This window comes from Geodermatophilus sp. URMC 63 (assembly GCF_053502565.1).
Genome location: NZ_CP199956.1, coordinates 2,276,996 through 2,293,334, shown reverse-complemented (window position 1 = coordinate 2,293,334; position 16,339 = coordinate 2,276,996). Strand labels below are relative to the sequence as shown.

At 75.7% G+C, this 16,339-nt stretch carries 14 protein-coding genes and 1 tRNA gene; 1 reads left to right on the top strand and 14 read right to left on the bottom strand.

What is annotated here, in order from left to right:
* Positions 1 to 63: 63 nt before the first annotated feature.
* The 8 genes from ACWIZO_RS11115 to ACWIZO_RS11080 form a co-directional block, all read right to left on the bottom strand.
* Entirely contained in the window at positions 64 to 744 is a 681-nt protein-coding gene (locus ACWIZO_RS11115) for a hypothetical protein (RefSeq protein ID WP_448642509.1), read from the bottom strand.
* Positions 741 to 2,009, bottom strand: coding sequence for a DUF1972 domain-containing protein (locus tag ACWIZO_RS11110; RefSeq protein WP_448642508.1), 1,269 nt, complete (start codon positions 2,007 to 2,009; stop codon positions 741 to 743). The genes ACWIZO_RS11115 and ACWIZO_RS11110 overlap by 4 nt, the downstream gene beginning before the upstream one ends.
* A gap of 117 nt (positions 2,010 to 2,126) precedes the next feature.
* Positions 2,127 to 3,632, bottom strand: coding sequence for a sugar transferase (locus ACWIZO_RS11105; RefSeq protein ID WP_448642507.1), 1,506 nt, complete (start codon positions 3,630 to 3,632; stop codon positions 2,127 to 2,129).
* Between the two features lie 184 nt (positions 3,633 to 3,816).
* Complete coding sequence (pth, locus tag ACWIZO_RS11100) at positions 3,817 to 4,380, bottom strand: aminoacyl-tRNA hydrolase (RefSeq protein WP_448642506.1); 564 nt, start codon at positions 4,378 to 4,380, stop codon at positions 3,817 to 3,819.
* A gap of 92 nt (positions 4,381 to 4,472) precedes the next feature.
* On the bottom strand, positions 4,473 to 5,177 hold the full coding sequence (locus tag ACWIZO_RS11095) for a 50S ribosomal protein L25/general stress protein Ctc (protein WP_448642505.1): 705 nt from the start codon (positions 5,175 to 5,177) through the stop codon (positions 4,473 to 4,475).
* Between the two features lie 233 nt (positions 5,178 to 5,410).
* Positions 5,411 to 6,391 carry a ribose-phosphate diphosphokinase gene (locus tag ACWIZO_RS11090; RefSeq protein ID WP_448642504.1) on the bottom strand — a complete coding sequence of 327 codons (981 nt, stop codon included), beginning with the start codon at positions 6,389 to 6,391 and terminating at the stop codon, positions 5,411 to 5,413.
* A 14-nt stretch (positions 6,392 to 6,405) separates the two neighbouring features.
* Complete coding sequence (gene glmU, locus ACWIZO_RS11085; RefSeq protein WP_448642503.1) at positions 6,406 to 7,920, bottom strand: bifunctional UDP-N-acetylglucosamine diphosphorylase/glucosamine-1-phosphate N-acetyltransferase GlmU; 1,515 nt, start codon at positions 7,918 to 7,920, stop codon at positions 6,406 to 6,408.
* 78 nt (positions 7,921 to 7,998) lie between these two features.
* Positions 7,999 to 8,071 (bottom strand) — tRNA-Gln (locus ACWIZO_RS11080).
* Positions 8,072 to 8,267: 196 nt separating this feature from the next.
* Here ACWIZO_RS11080 and ACWIZO_RS11075 point away from each other — a divergent pair.
* On the top strand, positions 8,268 to 9,248 hold the full coding sequence (locus tag ACWIZO_RS11075; protein ID WP_448642502.1) for an acyl-CoA desaturase: 981 nt from the start codon (positions 8,268 to 8,270) through the stop codon (positions 9,246 to 9,248).
* A gap of 76 nt (positions 9,249 to 9,324) precedes the next feature.
* On the opposite strand, the gene ACWIZO_RS11070 is transcribed toward ACWIZO_RS11075, so the two are convergent.
* The 6 genes from ACWIZO_RS11070 to metG all read right to left on the bottom strand — a co-directional run bounded on the left by ACWIZO_RS11070 (position 9,325) and on the right by metG (position 16,313).
* Positions 9,325 to 10,284: a 4-(cytidine 5'-diphospho)-2-C-methyl-D-erythritol kinase gene (locus tag ACWIZO_RS11070; protein WP_448642501.1), complete on the bottom strand. Its 960-nt coding sequence runs from the start codon at positions 10,282 to 10,284 to the stop codon at positions 9,325 to 9,327.
* 24 nt (positions 10,285 to 10,308) lie between these two features.
* Positions 10,309 to 11,211, bottom strand: a complete 903-nt coding sequence (rsmA, locus tag ACWIZO_RS11065) for a 16S rRNA (adenine(1518)-N(6)/adenine(1519)-N(6))-dimethyltransferase RsmA (protein ID WP_448642500.1) — start codon at positions 11,209 to 11,211, stop codon at positions 10,309 to 10,311.
* Positions 11,181 to 12,284, bottom strand: a complete 1,104-nt coding sequence (locus tag ACWIZO_RS11060; RefSeq protein WP_448642499.1) for a ubiquitin-like domain-containing protein — start codon at positions 12,282 to 12,284, stop codon at positions 11,181 to 11,183. Before ACWIZO_RS11060 ends, rsmA begins: the two co-directional genes overlap by 31 nt.
* Before the next feature lie 354 nt (positions 12,285 to 12,638).
* A complete protein-coding gene (locus ACWIZO_RS11055) occupies positions 12,639 to 13,478 on the bottom strand; it encodes a hypothetical protein (RefSeq protein WP_448642498.1) in 840 nt (279 codons plus the stop codon).
* Between the two features lie 142 nt (positions 13,479 to 13,620).
* Positions 13,621 to 14,523, bottom strand: coding sequence for a TatD family hydrolase (locus tag ACWIZO_RS11050; protein WP_448642497.1), 903 nt, complete (start codon positions 14,521 to 14,523; stop codon positions 13,621 to 13,623).
* A complete protein-coding gene (metG, locus tag ACWIZO_RS11045) occupies positions 14,520 to 16,313 on the bottom strand; it encodes a methionine--tRNA ligase (protein WP_448642496.1) in 1,794 nt (597 codons plus the stop codon). Before metG ends, ACWIZO_RS11050 begins: the two co-directional genes overlap by 4 nt.
* Positions 16,314 to 16,339 lie beyond the last annotated feature (26 nt).

Genomic DNA, 16,339 nt, shown 5'->3' with positions numbered 1-16,339 from the left:
GCGGACACGACGACGCCCGCCCCTCCGGGAGGAGGGACGGGCGTCGGCCGGGCGGGTGCGGGGTCAGTCGGCGGAGCCGGTGAACACCAGGTAGGGCGCGCCGGCCTGGTAGCCGACGGCGAGGGTGAGGGCGTCGCGCTGCCCCTCGGGGACGGTGAAGACGTAGACGCCGGTGGCGTCGGCGCCCGGTGCGGCCGTGCCGGTGAACGGCGCGGACGAGGGGTCCTCCAGCGGCGAGGCCGGGGTGGCGTCGGGGCCGTAGGACAGGTCGACGGCGACGGCGTCGAGCGACACCGGCGCTCCGGACCCGTTGGTGACGCGCACGGTGACCCGGACGGCGGGCCCGGAGACCTGGCCGGGCCCCTGGCCGGTGGCCTCGATCGCCTCGAGGTCCTCGACGGTGGCCGTCACCCCGTTCCCGACGGCGGCCTCCTCGGTGAGCGCGACCGGCGTCAGCCGCGGCGGCAGCTCCTCGGCGGCCTCGGTCGGGCCGGTGGGCCCGGGCGTGGGAGGAGGCGGCGGGACGGTGCCGGTGGGCTCCACGACCTCGGTCGGCGCGGGCGTGCCGGTGGCCCCGGACGCGCCGGAGGCGGCCGCCGCGGACCCGCCGGCGCCACCGGTGCCCCCGCCCCCGCCGCCGGCGACGGCGAGCGCCAGGAGCGCGGCGGCCAGGACGGTCCCGGCGGCGACCAGCAGCAGCCGTCGCCGGCGGGCCGTCCCGCCCGGCGTCGCGACCGCGGTCACTGCTGGCCCGCCGGGTGCGCGTCCCACGCCCCTGCCGGGACCGACGGCAGCGGCCCGGCGCCGTCCGGCACCGGCGTCGCCGCCGGCGCGGAGGCACGTGGCGGCACGGGCAGGTCCGCGGCCGTGGGCCGGCGCCGTCCGCTGGGCCGGCGCGCGGGGACGTCCCGGGCGGCCAGCCGCCGGGCGAGCTCCTCGTAGCCGTCCGCGACGGCGTCCCAGTCGTAGCGCGCGGCGTGGACGCGGGCGCGCTGCCCGGCCCGCCGGGTCCCCTCCGGGTCGGCCTCGGCCGCGGCCAGCTCGCGGGCCACGTCCTGCGGGGTGCGGAACCAGCGGCCGGCGTCGCGGACGACCTCGCGGTTGAAGTCCACGTCGAAGGCGGTCACCGCCGCGCCGGCGCCGATGGCGCGCAGCAGCGAGGGGTTGGTGCCGCCGACGGAGTGGCCGTGCAGGTAGGTGCAGCAGTGGGCGTAGAGCTGGTCGAGCAGCTCCTGGTCCCACAGCCCGCCGAGGAAGCGGACCCGGTGGTCGGCCAGGGCGTGCACGCGGCGGGTGTACTCGTCGGCGTAGGGCGCCGAGCCGACCACCACCAGCGGCTTGGCGGCGTCGCTCGCGGCGTAGCCCTCGACGACGACGTCGACGTGGTTCTCCGGCTCGAAGCGCGCGACGACGAGGTGGTAGCCGCCGGGCTCGAGGCCCAGCTCGGCCAGCCGGTGCGCACCGGGGGCGATGAGCGGCGCGCCGTAGGTCAGCAGCGTCGTCGGGGCGGCGAAGGCGTCGCGGTAGTAGTCGGCGATGCCCTGGGCATCGGCGATGAGCACGTCGGACCAGCGGACGGCGAGCGCCTCGGCGGCGCGGTAGTAGCGCCGTCCGGCACCGCCCCACTTGGCGCGCTTCCACTCCAGCCCGTCGACGTGCGTGGCCACCGGGATGCGCGCGGCCCGCAGCACGGGCAGCAGCGGGGCGTTGGCGGCGTTGAAGACGAACGCGGCGTCCGTGCGGTGGGCCAGCAGGTGGCGCACCGACAGGGCGGAGTGGCTCAGCGTCTCGATCGAGCGGCGACGGGCGGCCGGCAGGTGCACGAGCTCCATGCCGAGGTGCTCCGCCGGGCGCTCGGCGCCGCTGCCGGGGGTGGTGCGGCAGTAGACGACCACCCGGTGCCCGCGGTCGGCGAGCCGGCGTCCCACCTCCTCGACCGCCGTCTCGAAGCCCCCGTAGCGCGCCGGGACACCACGGGTCCCCACCATGGCGATGCTCGTGCGGTTCATGGGTCCGTCCTCCGATCAGGTCCGGGCGGCGCTGCGCCCGGCGGTCCTGGCGACGCTAGGGAGAGGGCGCGCGCGCCCGCGTCACCCGCCGGAGGGGGGTGAGGCGGGCAGCGGCGGCTAGTAGGCGCCGGAGCGGCCGAGGACGGCGCGCACGGTCTTGACGAGGATCAGCGCGTCGAGGGCCAGCGACCAGTTCTCCACGTACCGGAGGTCCAGCCGCACGGCCTCCTCCCAGGACAGGTCGCTGCGGCCGGAGATCTGCCACAGCCCGGTCAGGCCGGGCTTGACCAGCAGCCGCCGGCTGACCGAGGAGTCGTACCGCGCGACCTCGCGGGGCAGCGGCGGGCGCGGGCCCACCAGCGACATGGAGCCGCCGAGCACGTTGACCAGCTGCGGGAGCTCGTCGAGGGACAGCCGGCGCAGCCACCGCCCGACCCGGGTGACCCGGGGGTCGGCGCGCATCTTGAACAGCAGCCCGTCGGCGCCGTTGGCCGCCTGCAGCGCCTCCAGCCGGCTCTCGGCGTCGACGACCATGCTGCGGAACTTCAGCATCGTGAAGCGCCGGCCGTTCACCCCGACCCGCTCCTGCCGGTGCAGGACCGGCCCCGGGTCGTCCAGCCGGACGGCGAGGGCCAGCCCGAGCAGGAGCGGGGACAGCAGCAGCAGCGCGAGCGCGGCCACGACCCGGTCGACGCAGCCCTTGAGCACCCGGCCCCACCCCTCGAACCGCGGCTGCTCGACCGACAGCAGGGGCAGCCCCTCGAACGGGCGGATGTGCAGCCGCGGTCCGGCCACCTCGATCAGCCCCGGGGCCACCAGCAGCTCGACGCCGCTGCCCTCCAGCTGCCACGACAGCCGGCGCAGGTACTCGGCGGCGGTCTCGCTCGCCGAGGTGACCGCGACGGTGTCGGCGCCGAGCCGCACGGCGGTGTCGACGACCTCGTCGAGCCCGCCGACCGGCACCCCGAGCGCGCCGGCCACCAGCTCGCGGCTCTCCGGCGTCACGCACGCGGCCACGACCTCCAGCCCGGCGTAGCCGTCCCGGCGCACCCGCATGGCCAGCTCGACGACGGCTCCACCGCGGCCGGCCAGGACGACCCGCCGCAGGCAGCGGCCGCGGGCGCGCAGCCGCCGCAGCTGGCAGCGGGCGGCGAACCGCGCGGCCAGGGTGAGGACGGTGACCGCGGGGATGGCGACCACGACCAGCGCGCGGCTCAGCTCGAGCTGGGCGGCGTAGGAGACCAGGCTCGCCAGCGCCACCAGGAGCAGACCGGCCCGGCCCACCCGGCGGTACTCGTCGCTGCCGGTGCCGTGGACCCGCTCGTCGTAGGCGCCGGTCCCCGCCAGCAGCAGCGGCCAGGCCAGGACCAGCAGGGCCGCCGTCCACACCAGGGGCGCGGCGGCGGAGGGCGGGGACGGGTGGGCCGACAGGACCAGGCCGGTGACGGCCGCGGCAGCGGTGACGTCGAGCCCGACCAGGGCCCCGGAGTAATGCGCCGACCAGCGGGAGGGCGCGGTCGTGCCGGTGGGCCGCGGCCTCCCGGTCAGGACGTCCAGCGCCGGGATCGGGCCCGCGGGCGCGGTGACGCCGGCCCGTCCGGCGCCGTGGTGGTTCAGCAGCACGTCTCCCCCTCGAACCGCGTGACTCTCCGTGTGCGGAGGGGAGGAGCAGTCACCGAACGTGCTGCGCTGTCGTGTCGCCGATGGCGTCACGTCCCCCGACGCACGGGGAACGCTCACCCAGCGTCATCGCCAAGGCAATGCGGAGAGTGACGGTTCACCCCCTGGGGGCGGCCGCCTCACCCGTTCAGCTACGGGGGTGGACCACGTTCTGTGCCGCCTCCAGGCCCTGCGCGAGGAGTTCCTCGGCGGCGTCGGCGGCCTCGGCGACCAGCAGGTCGAGCTCCTTGCGCTCGGTCGCGGAGAAGTCCTTGAGCACGAAGTCGGCAGGGTCCTGGCGGCCCGGCGGGCGGCCGATCCCGACCCGCACCCGGAGGTAGTCGCGGGTGCCGGTGGAGCGGCTGATCGAGCGCAGGCCGTTGTGCCCGCCCTCGCCCCCGCCCCGCTTGAGCCGGACGGCGGCGAAGGGGAGGTCGAGCTCGTCGTGGACGACCACGAGGTCGGCGACCGGCAGCTTGTGGTAGTCGAGCAGCCCGCGCACCGGACCGCCCGACTCGTTCATGTACGTCGTCGGCCGGGCGAGGACGACACGGCGGCCGGCCAGCCGGGTCTCGCCGACGAGGGCGCGCGCCCGGGCTCCCTTGCCGGGCGAGAGCTTCACGCCGGCACGGGCGGCGAGCTCGTCGAGGACCATCGCCCCGACGTTGTGCCGGTTGCCGGCGTAGCCGGGGCCGGGGTTGCCCAGCCCCACGACGAGGAAGGGCCCCTCGGAGGGCGGGGACGCCGCAGGGGCGCCGGCCGTGCCGGCGCCCCTGCGGGTCGTGCTCTCGGTCAGCGGGGACCTCAGCTGTTCTCGGTGGACTCGATCGACTCGCCGCCACCCTGCGCCTGCGGCTCCGGGACGACGTCGCCCTCGCCGGTGCCGCTCTCGGCCGGCGCGGACTCCTCGCGCTCGATGCCGGCCTCGGCCTCGGCCTCCGCCAGCTCGGCGTCGAGCTGCTCGGCGGTCGGCGCGCCCAGGAAGCCGATGACCAGCGCCTCGGGGTCGGTGACGAGCGTGGCGCCGCGGGGCAGCACCAGGTCGGCGGCGGTGATGTTCTGGCCCGCCGTGCGGCCGGTGACGTCCACCTCGATGGTGTCGGGCAGCGCGGTCGCGTCGGCCTCGATCGCGACGGTGTTGAGCTGGTGGTTGGTGATCGCGTCCACGCCGGGCTCGCCGACGACGACCAGCGGCACCTCGACGGTCGTCCTCTCGCCGCGGCGGACGGCCAGCAGGTCGACGTGCTCGTGCTGGCGGGTCAGCGGGTCGCGCTGCACCGACTTGGTGAGCGCGAGGTGCTCGGCGCCGTCGAGGACGACGGTGATCAGGGCGTTGGTGCCGCCGTTGCGCAGCACGGCGGCGAACTCCAGCGCCGGCAGCGACAGGTGGACGACGTCCTGGCCGTGCCCGTAGAGGACGGCGGGGACGCGGCCGGCGCGGCGGGTCCGGCGGGCGCTGCCCTTGCCGAACTCGGTGCGGGGCTCGGCGACGAGGCGGAAGTCGGCCACGGTGGTGTGCTCCTCAACAGGTGGGTCGGTCTGCGGGCCGGCGGCCGGGCGCGGCACACCTCGCAGGAGCACACGCACGTCGATCACGGAGTCGGACGGACCGCTCCCTCGCCGGGCTCTGTCATCTTACCCGGCCTCCGGCCGGGTGACCGCGGCCAGGTGCCGTCCCCCCGCTCCGTGGAGCCGTCCCCGTCCGTCCTCGGGGACCCTCCGGGCCCCCGCTCGGCGGACCGTCAGCCGGCGCCGCCGAAGAGGCTGGTCACCGAGCCGTCCTCGAAGACCTCCTTGATCGCCCGGGCCAGCAGCGGGGCGATGGACAGGACGGTCAGCTTGTCGAACTGGCGGGACGGCTCGATGGGCAGCGTGTTGGTCACGATGACCTCGCTGATCCGGCTGTTCTTCAGCCGGTCCACGGCCTCGCCGGACAGGACGCCGTGGGTGGCGCAGACGATGACGTCGGCGGCGCCGGCGTCGAAGAGCGTCTCGGCGGCCTTCACGATCGTGCCGCCGGTGTCGATCATGTCGTCGACCAGGATGCAGACCCGGCCCTCGACCTCGCCGACGACGCGGTTGGCGACCACCTCGTTGGGCCGCATCGGGTCGCGGGTCTTGTGGATGAAGGCCAGCGGGACGCCGCCGAGCTTGTCGCTCCACCGCTCGGAGACGCGCACCCGCCCCGAGTCCGGCGAGACGACGGTGATCTCGCGGTCGCCCCAGTGGCCCTTGACGTGGTCGACGAGCAGGTCGAGGGCGAAGAGGTGGTCGACCGGGCCGTCGAAGAAGCCCTGGATCTGCGCGGTGTGCAGGTCGACGACCATCAGCCGGTCGGCGCCGGCGGTCTTGAACATGTCGGCGACCAGGCGGGCGGAGATGGGCTCGCGGCCGCGGTGCTTCTTGTCCTGCCGGGCGTAGGGGAAGAACGGTGCGACGACGGTGATCCGCTTGGCCGAGGCGCGCTTGGCGGCGTCGACCATGAGCAGCTGCTCCATGAGCCAGGTGTTGATGGGCGCGGAGTGGCTCTGCACGATGAAGGCGTCGGAGCCGCGCACCGACTCCTCGAAGCGGACGAACAGCTCCCCGTTGGCGAACTCGTAGGCCGCCGTCGGGGTGGGGGTGACGCCCAGGTGACCGGCGATCTCGTCGGTCAGCTCGGGGTACGCCCGGCCGGAGAAGAGCATCAGGCTCTTGCTGGTGGTCTGCCGGATCGCGCTCATCGGCTCTGCTGCCCCTACTGGTCGTGGTTCCCGTCGGGCTCCGTCGGCCGGTCCGCACCGTCGCCGCCGGTCACGGGCCGGGCACCGGCCGCGTCCTCGGCCGGTCCCGTCGCCGCCGCAGCGGCCTGCGCGGCGGCGGTGCCCGGACGGCGGCGGCGCACCCAGCCTGCCACATTGCGCTGCGTCGCCCGCGCCACACCCATGGCCCCCGGCGGGACGTCGTGCGTGATCACCGACCCCGCGGCGGTGTAGGCGCCGTCCCCCACGGTGACCGGCGCGACGAGCATCGTGTCCGAGCCGATCCGCACGTGGTCGCCGATCGTCGTGTGGTGCTTGGCCACGCCGTCGTAGTTGACGAACACGGTGGCCGCCCCGACGTTGGCACCCCGCCCGATGGTCGCGTCGCCGACGTAGGACAGGTGCGGCACCTTGGAGTCCTCGCCGACGCGGGCGTTCTTGGTCTCGACGAAGGCGCCGACCTTGGCGCCGCGCGAGAGGTCGGTGCCCGGCCGCAGGTAGCTGAACGGGCCGACCGTGGCCCCGGGCCCGACGACCGACCCGAGGCAGTGCGACCGGACCACCGACGCGCCCTCCCCCACCGCGGTGTCGACGAGCGTGGTGTCGGGGCCGACGACGGCGCCGGCCCCCACCGACGTCGTCCCGTGCAGCTGCACGCCGGGCAGCAGCCGGGCCCCGGCGGCCACCGACGCGGTCACGTCGACCCAGGTGGTGGCCGGGTCGACGACGGTGACACCGGCCCGCATGAGCCCGTCGAGCACGCGGTCGTTGAGGGTGCGCCGCCGCGCGGCCACCTCCCGCTGGTCGTTGCAGCCCAGCACGTCGTCGGGGTCCTCGGCCACCGCGCCGGCGACCGGCTCGCCGTCGCCGACCAGCAGGCCGACGGCGTCGGTGAGGTAGAGCTCGCCCTGGTCGTTGTCCTGGTCGATGCGCGCCAGCGCGCGGCGCAGGGCGGCGGCGTCGCCGACGTAGACGCCGGCGTTGACCTCGGTGATCGCCCGCTGCTCGGGTGTGGCGTCGCGCTCCTCGACGATGCCCGTGACCGCGCCGGAGGCGTCGCGGACGACGCGCCCCAGGCCGGTGGGGTCGGCGACCCGAGCGGTGAGCACGGTGAGCACGGCGCCGGCCGCCCGGTGCGCCTCGACCAGCGCGGTGACCGTCTCCGGCCGCAGCAGCGGGGCGTCGCCGTTGACGAGCAGGACCGGGCCGGTCAGGTCGGGGGCGGCGGCCAGTGCGACGGCGGCGGCGTGGCCGGAGCCGCGCTGCTCCTCCTGCACCACCGGCCGCGCGCCGGGTGCGACGGCGGCCAGGTGGTCGGCGACGGCCTCGCGGCCGGCGCCGACCACCACCAGCGTCGTGCCGGCGCCCAGCGGCCCGGTCGCCGCGAGCACGTGGCCGAGCATGCTGCGCCCGCCCATCTCGTGCAGGACCTTGGGCGTGGTCGAACGCATCCGGGTCCCCTGCCCGGCGGCGAGGACGACGACGGCGGCGACTGCCTGCTGCGGACTCACTGATCTCCTCCGACGGTGGACGGACCGCCGGAGGGGCGACCCGGTGCCTCGGCACGGGTGCCCGTGCCCTCGGCGCTGCTGGGGGACTCGGACTCGAACCGAGACTTCCCGGCTCCAAAGGCCGGCGGGCTGCCGATTACCCCATCCCCCACCGCGGCGCCGTCCCGGCGGCGCCACGCGGACGAGCCTAGGGCGCTCCCCGCGGCGGGGCACGGAGCAGGGGGCGGCCGGAGCCGGGCACTCCCGGTCCGGACGGCGGGGGTGCGGCCGGTGACGTAGGTTACGGCGTCGAAGCCACCGGCCGTCGCGCCGGAGCGTCCTCGCCACGGACGACCCCTGGAGGCCACGTGTCCGCTCCCTCCCTCACCCGGCCGTCGGCCTTCCGACCCGCCGATCCCGACCGGGGCCTGCCGCCGAACGCGCTGGGCAAGGAGAAGGGGCACCTCGAGCAGCTCACGCTCTACGTCTTCGTCGTCGTGCCGTTCCTGGCGCTGGCCGCCGTGGTCCCGGCGGTGTGGGGCTGGGGCCTGTCCTGGCTCGACGTCGGTCTGTTCGTCGCCTTCTACTTCGTGCCGCTGCTCGGCGTCACCGTCGGCTACCACCGGTACTTCACGCACGGGTCGTTCAAGGCCACCCGGTCGCTGCGGATCGCGCTGGCGATCGTGGGGTGCATGGCCATCCAGGGCCCGGTCGTGCAGTGGGTCGCCGACCACCGCCGCCACCACGCCTTCTCCGACCGCGACGGCGACCCGCACTCGCCGTGGCGCTACGGCGACGACACCCGCGCGCTGCTCCGGGGCATGTTCCACGCCCACCTCGGCTGGCTGTTCGACCGGCGGCAGACCAACGCCGCGCGCTACGCCCCCGACCTGCTCAAGGACCGCGGCCTGCGGGTCACCAGCCGGCTGTTCGTCGTCTGGGCCTTCCTGAGCCTGGCCCTGCCGGCGGCGATCGGCGGCCTGGTCACGGGCAGCTGGGCCGGCGCCTGGACGGCGTTCTTCTGGGCCGGGCTGGTGCGCACCGCGCTGCTGCACCACGTCACCTGGTCGATCAACTCGATCTGCCACGTCGTCGGCAGCCGGCCCTTCGCCTCCCGCGACCGGGCCACCAACTTCTGGCCGCTGGCGATCCTCAGCGGCGGCGAGTCCTGGCACAACCTGCACCACGCCGACCCGACCTGCGCCCGCCACGGCGTGCTGCGCGCGCAGATCGACATCAGCGCCCGCGTGATCTGGGTGTTCGAGAAGCTGGGCTGGGCGCACTCGGTGAAGTGGCCCGACCCGGTCCGCCTGGCCGCCAAGCGCCAGCAGCAGCCCGCCGCCGCGTAGACACCGTCCGGAGGACGGCGGCCCCCGTGCAGGGTCCCGCCGCGAGCCTGCGAGCGGTGGGGGGCAAGGGGGTCCTTCAACCCACCAGGCGGGCGCCGGGCACGGGGCCGTGCACGACCCGGACGGTGCGGAACACGCCCTCCCCCGCCAGGACGGCGGCCAGCCGGACGGCGGCGTCCTCGTCCTCCGCCAGCGCGGCCACGGTCGGGCCCGAGCCGCTCACCAGGGCCCCGGCCGCACCGGCACCGGTGGCGCTGCGCAGCGCACGGCGCAGGGCCGGGCGCAGCGAGACCGCCGGCGCCTGCAGGTCGTTGTCCAGCGCGGCGGCCAGCGCCTCGACGGGACCGCTGCGCAGCGCGGCGAGGACCGCCTCGGGCGAGGGGGACGCCGCGCCGTCGGGCACCCGTCCCGCGGCGCGCAGCCGGTCGAGCTCGGCGTAGACCGCCGGCGTGGACAGCCCGCCCTCGGCGATGCCGAGCACCCAGTGCCACCGTCGCCGGGCCAGCACGGGGGTGAGCTGCTCCCCGCGGCCACCGCCGAGGGCGACGCCGCCGGCGAGGCTGAAGGGGACGTCGCTGCCCAGCCGCGCGGCCAGTGCCGTGAGGTCGCCGCGGGTGGCGTGCGTGCCCCAGAGCGCGTCGAGGGCGACCAGGGTGGCCGCGGCGTCCGCGCTGCCACCGGCCAGTCCGGCGGCGGCCGGGATGGCCTTGTCGACGGCGATGGTGGCGTCGGCGGCCACGCCCGCGTGCTCGGCGAGCAGCTCGGCGGCCTGCCACACCAGGTTGCGCCGGTCGGTGGGCACCGGGTCGGCTCCGCCGGTGCCCTCACCGGTCACGGTGACCGACAGGCCCTCCCCGCGGCGCACGGTGACCGTGTCGAGCAGCGAGACGGCCAGGTAGACCGTCTGCAGCGCGTGGAAGCCGTCGGGCCGCAGCGGGCCCACGGCCAGCGAGACGTTGACCTTGGCGGGGGCGTGCGCGGTGACCGCGCCGTCCCCGCGGGTGTGCCCGGGCCCGCCCGGCGACGACCAGCTCACGACGACCCGCTCACGACGACCGGCTCACGGGGTCACCGGCGCCGTCGCGGCCAGCCGGGCGAAGTCGGTCACCGACAGCTGCTCGCCACGGGTGGCCGGGTCGATGCCGGCCGCCCGCAGCCGCGCCTCGGCCGCGGCGGGGCTCCCGGCCCACCGCGCCAGGGCGGCGCGCAGGCCCTTGCGGCGCGTGGCGAAGGCGGCGTCGACGACGGCGAAGGTGGCGGCGCGGTCGCCGGGCGGTGGCGGACGGCGGTCGAGGGCGACCAGGCCGGAGTCGACGTTGGGTTCGGGCCAGAAGACGCGGCGGCCGACGCTGCCGGCGCGGCGGACCTCGCCGTACCAGGCGGCCTTGACCGACGGGACGCCGTAGGCGGGGCTCCCCGGCGGGGCGGCCAGCCGCTCGGCGACCTCGGCCTGGACGAGCACCAGCGCCCGCCGCAGCGAGGGCAGCAGTTCGAGCAGGTGCAGCAGGACGGGCACCGCCACGTTGTACGGCAGGTTGGCCACCAGCGCAGTGGGCGGGGGGCCGGGCAGCTCCCTCACCCGCAGCGCGTCGGCCTCGACCACGGTCAGCCGGCCGGCGAGGTCGGGACGCCGCTCGGCCACCGTCTGCGGCAGCCGCGCGGCCAGCCTCGGGTCGATCTCGACGGCGGTGACGGCGGTGGCGGCCGGCAGCAGCCCCAGGGTCAGCGAGCCCAGGCCCGGCCCGACCTCGAGGACGACGTCGTCGGGCCGCAGCTCCGCGGTGCGCACGATCCGCCGGATGGTGTTGGCGTCGTGCAGGAAGTTCTGCCCGAGGGTCTTGGTGGGACGCAGGTCGAGCTGCTGGGCCAGGTCGCGGATGGCGGCCGGGCCCAGCAGCCCGTCGGTCTGCTCCGGGGTGCTCAGCGGACCGCTCAGTCGAACAGGTGGTGCCCGCAGCCCCACTGGCCGGCGCCGGAGCGCGCGTAGAGCATCTGCGCGCGGAGGGTCTGCTCGGCCACGGAGGCCGCGGCGGGGTCGCCGGCACCGCCCACGGACGCCCACGTGGAGCGGGAGAACTGGTAGAGGCCGCGGTAGGTGCCCGACGAGCTGACGGCGTCGGGCCTGCCGCCGGACTCGCACTGGGCGAGGGCGGACCAGTTGAGACCGTCGGCGCTCGCCGGGACGCTGCCGGTCGCGGCGGCGGGGCGCTCCTTGGTGCCGACGCTGACGAGCTCGTCGACCGGCTCGCGGGTGACGGTGGTGGCGAGCTGCTCGCGGGCGGTCTGCACACCGTCGACCACGGTGATCCGGACGGTGGTGGACTGCTCGCCCTCCACGCCCTCCTGGGTGACCGTCTCCTCCCCCTCGAGGGCCTCGGGGTCCTCGGTCTCGACGGTCCGGTAGTCCAGCGGGCTGGTCTCGACGACCTCGGTCACCTGCACCCGGTAGACCTGCAGCCGCATCCCGGCGAGCAGCGGCTGGGCCGGGTAGAGGCTGGTGCGGTCGTCGGCGCCGAGGGTCACGCCCTGCTCGGCGAGCAGGTCGGCGGCGGTGGCGGCGGTCGTGGTGACGACGCGGGAGGCGCCGTCGACGACGAGCGTCACGTCCTTCGGGGTGGAGATCGACAGCGCCATGCCGTCGAGCGGGAGCCGCTCGCTGCGGCTGGCCGACAGCACGAGGTCCTCCGCCCGGTAGCCGAGCTGCTCGAGCGCCTCGTCCACCGACAGCGCGGTCACGTACACCTCCCTGGCCACCCCGTCGACGGTCAGCTGAAGCGGCCGGGCGCGGTTGAGGACGACCGCGTCGCCGTCCCCGACGGTGGCGTCGAGATCGGGGAGGACGACGTCGTGCGCCTGCGTCTGCAGCCCCTCCTCGTCGAGCACCTCACCAACCGTGTCAGCGTAGGTGCTGACCTCGCGGACCTGCCCGTCGATCGTCAGCGTCACCGACTTCTGCGCGGCGAACCAGGCGTAGGAGCCGCCCACCAGTCCGGTCAGGACCAGGGCGGAGAGGACGAGCTTCAGCGTTCGGGGCACGGCACTTCCACGGGGTCGAGGGCGCCGGGCGGAAGCGATCGCAGGACGCGCGGCAGCCGGCCACGAGGGGGGACCCAGGGCCGTCGGACGCCGCCCGGACGATCCCCCATCCCGGCTGTCGGTCACGACACGATTACGAGCTCGGTGCGTCTAGCAACGGTGCGCACGGAGTCAAGCAGTCGATCGACACGTCGATCCGACACCACGCCGACACGGTGGGTGACGGACGCGCCTATGGGGACGCGTGTAACAGCCGGGATCAGTGAGGTGGGGCCGTGATCGAGGTCACGGTGTCACCCAAGGGCGCCAGGGGAAGCAGGCGGCGTCCCGGGCCGGGTCGGGCCGCCGGCTCCCTCAGCCGGCGAGGGCGCGCGCGTCCGCCCGCACCGGGCGCAGCCAGGTCAGCAGGAAGCCGGCGACCGCGATGCCCGCGGCCAGGCTCGCGAAGCCCCCCGCGACCAGGGCGACCGGGAGCAGGTCGACGTTCTCGGTGACGCGGTCACCGAGGTCGATGCCCGCGGCGAGCAGCAGGGTGCCCAGCGGCAGCAGGGCCAGGACGCTGCTCGCGGCGGTGACCAGGTGCGCGGTCCACGTGCGCAGCGCCTCGTCGACCGGCACGTCGGCGCCCTCGGCCGGCAGCGGCCGGACGAGCACGCGCAGCAGCGCGACCTCGGCCAGCAGCCAGGCCAGCGGCGGGACGACGAGGGCCACCCAGCCGACCGTGTCGGGCAGGTCGCCGCGCTGCCACATCAGCGCGGCGACGACGACCTCCGCGGCGACGACGGCGCGCATCGTCCACAGCAGCCACGGCGAGACCTGCTCGCCGCGGCGGGGACGGCGGGCGGGGTCGGAGAGCCGCCAGCGCGGCCGGGGGCGGGTGGCCTCGGCCAGCACCACCCCGGTGAGCAGCCCGACCACCAGGGCCGGCAGCCAGAGGAACACCGAGGCCTCGGCGAACATCCACACGCTCGCCCCGATGCCGAGGACGCCGAGCACCAGGCCCAGCCGGCGCACCCGCCGGCCGTGCTGCGCCTGTCGCTGCAGCGTGGCGACGCCCTCGGGGGTGGGGGTGGCGAACTCGACACCGGCCGACGCGACGGCGCGGCGGCCGGCCGCCAGCGCCCACGCCCGGGCGAGGAGCACACCGGGCACCAGGACGGCGATGAAGAGAACCACGGCGATGAGGCGTCCCACGGGGACCAGTGTGCCCCGCCTCCCGGCTCACCGGTCGCCCCCGCCGCGGCGCCCGGCACCGGGTTGGGGCGGGGCTCGAGGACCGCGCCGTCGAGGAGGCTCGGAAGCCGAACGGCCCCGCTGCAGGGGCCCGCGCCGAGCGTCAGCGAGGCGTGGGGGGCAGCGGGGTCCTTCCCCAGGCGCCGAAGACCCGTTCGGCGGTGCGGGTGAGGGTGTCGCACAGCTGCGCGAGCTCCACGCCGGTGACCTCGGCCAGCGCCCGGACCGTGTGCGGCACCAGCCGCGAGGCGTTGGGCCGGCCGCGGTGCGGCACCGGGGTGAGGAACGGCGAGTCGGTCTCGACGAGCAGCTGGTCGACCGGGGTGAGCGCCGCGGCCTCGCGGAGGTGGCCGGCGTTGCCGAAGGTCAGCGTGCCGGCGAAGGACAGCACGTGGCCGCGCTCGACGCACGCCTGCGCGAAGGCGGCGTCGCCGGAGAAGCAGTGGAAGACGGTGTGCTCGGGCGCGCCCTCGTCGTCGAGCACCCGGAGGATCTCCTCGTGCGCGTCGCGGTCGTGGATGACCAGCGCGACGCCGTGCTCCTCGGCGATGCGGATGTGCGCCCGGAACGACGCCTCCTGCGCCGCCCACCCCTCGGGGCCGGTGCGGTAGCGGTCCAGGCCGGTCTCCCCCACCGCCCGCACCCGCGGCAGCGCGGCCAGGCGGTCGATCTCGGCCAGCGCCTCGTCGTCGGCGAGCCCGGCGCCGGCCTCGTTGGGGTGGACGGCGACGGCGGCCAGCACGCCCGGGTGCCGCGCGGCCAGCTCCGCCGACCACCGCGACGAGGGCACGTCGACGCCGACCTGCACCAGCCGGGTCACGCCGACGGCGGCCGCGGCGGCGATCTCGGCGTCCACGGCGTCGTCGGTGGCCGGCTCCTCGGTGCGGAAGCCGTTGAGCACGATGTCGAGGTGCGTGTGGCTGTCGACCGCCGGAGCCGGCAGCGGCTCCGGGGACGGCGGCGGCTCGCCCCGCCGGTTGGCCCGGGACGAGGCCGAGCGGCTCACTCGCCCTCGTCCAGCCGCCGCAGCTCCTCGGCCACGATCGACTCGTCGAGCTTCCTGAACACCGGGGTGGGCGGCGACAGCGGCGTCCCCGGGGGCAGCGGGCGGGAGGCCCACACGGCCTGGCCGTCGCTGTAGTCGCCGGTGATGATCGGGTACGGCGAGCCGTCGTCGAGGTCGGTGACCTCCTCGATCCGCGGCTCCGGCGACCACACGCCGGTGCCGCCGAGCAGCTCGTGCACCTTCTGCGCGGAGTGCGGGAGGAACGGGGTGAGCAGCGCGTTGCAGTCGCTGACCGCCTGCAGCGCGGTGTGCAGCACGGTGTCCCGGCGGCCCGGGTCCTCCTTGAGCTTCCACGGCGCCTGGTCGGAGAGGTACTTGTTGGCCTCGCCGACCACCCGCATCGCCTCGGTGGCCGCGGCCTTCTGCCGGTTGCGCGAGAGCAGCTCCCCGACCGGCCCGAAGGCGCCCTGGGTGGCCGACAGCAGCGCGCGGTCGGCGTCGGTCAGCTCACCCGGCGTCGGGACGGCGCCGACGTTCTTCGCCGCCATCGACACCGTGCGGTTGACCAGGTTGCCCCAGCCGGCGACCAGCTCGTCGTTGTTGCGCCGCAGGAACTCCGCCCAGGTGAAGTCGGTGTCCTGGCTCTCCGGCCCGGCCGCGGCGATGAAGTAGCGCAGCGCGTCGGCGTCGTAGCGGGCCAGGAAGTCGCGCACGTAGATGACCACCTGGCGGGAGGAGGAGAACTTGCGCCCCTCCATCGTCAGGAACTCGCTGGAGACCACCTCGGTCGGCAGGTTGAGCCGACCCAGCGACCCCGGCGTCCCGCCCCTGTCGCCCTCGCCGTCGTACCCGAGCAGCTGGGCGGGCCAGATCTCGGCGTGGAAGACGATGTTGTCCTTGCCCATGAAGTAGTAGGCGTCGGCGTCCGGCGTCTGCCACCACTGCCGCCACGCGTCGTCGTCGCCGGAGCGGCGGGCCCACTCGATGGAGGCCGACAGGTAGCCGACGACGGCGTCGAACCACACGTAGATGCGCTTGTCGGGACGGTCGCGCCAGCCGTCGAGCGGCACGGCCACGCCCCAGTCGATGTCGCGGGTGTAGCTGCGCGGCTTGAGGTCGGTGAGCAGGTTCTTGGCGAAGTTGAGGACGTTGGGCCGCCAGCCGCGCCGGGAGTCCAGCCAGTCGCCCAGCGAGCGGGTGAACGCCGGCAGGTCGAGGAAGTAGTGCTCCTCCTCGACGAACCTCGGCGTCTCGCCGTTGATCCGGCTCCTCGGGTTGATCAGGTCGACCGGGTCGAGCTGGTTGCCGCAGTTGTCGCACTGGTCGCCGCGGGCGCCGTCGTAGCCGCAGATCGGGCACGTGCCCTCGATGTAGCGGTCGGGCAGGGTGCGCCCGGTCGAGGGGCTGATCGCGCCGAGGGTCGTCTTCGGGAAGACGTACCCGTTCTTCAGCAGGCCCAGGAAGATCTCCTGGCTGATCGCGGCGTGGTTGGCCGTCGTCGTCCGGGTGAACAGGTCGTAGGACAGCCCGAGCGACTGCAGGTCGCCGACGATGACCCGGTTGTTGCGGTCGGCGATCTCCCGCGGGCTGACGCCCTCGGCGTCGGCGGCGACGGTGATCGGCGTCCCGTGCTCGTCGGTGCCGCTGACCATCAGCACCCGGTCGCCCACCATGCGGTGGTAGCGGCTGAAGACGTCGGAGGGGACGCCGAAGCCGGAGACGTGGCCGATGTGCCGCGGACCGTTGGCGTAGGGCCAGGCCACGGCGGTCAGGATGTGCCGATCACTCACGCCCCGAGCCTAGGTGGCGGCGTCCA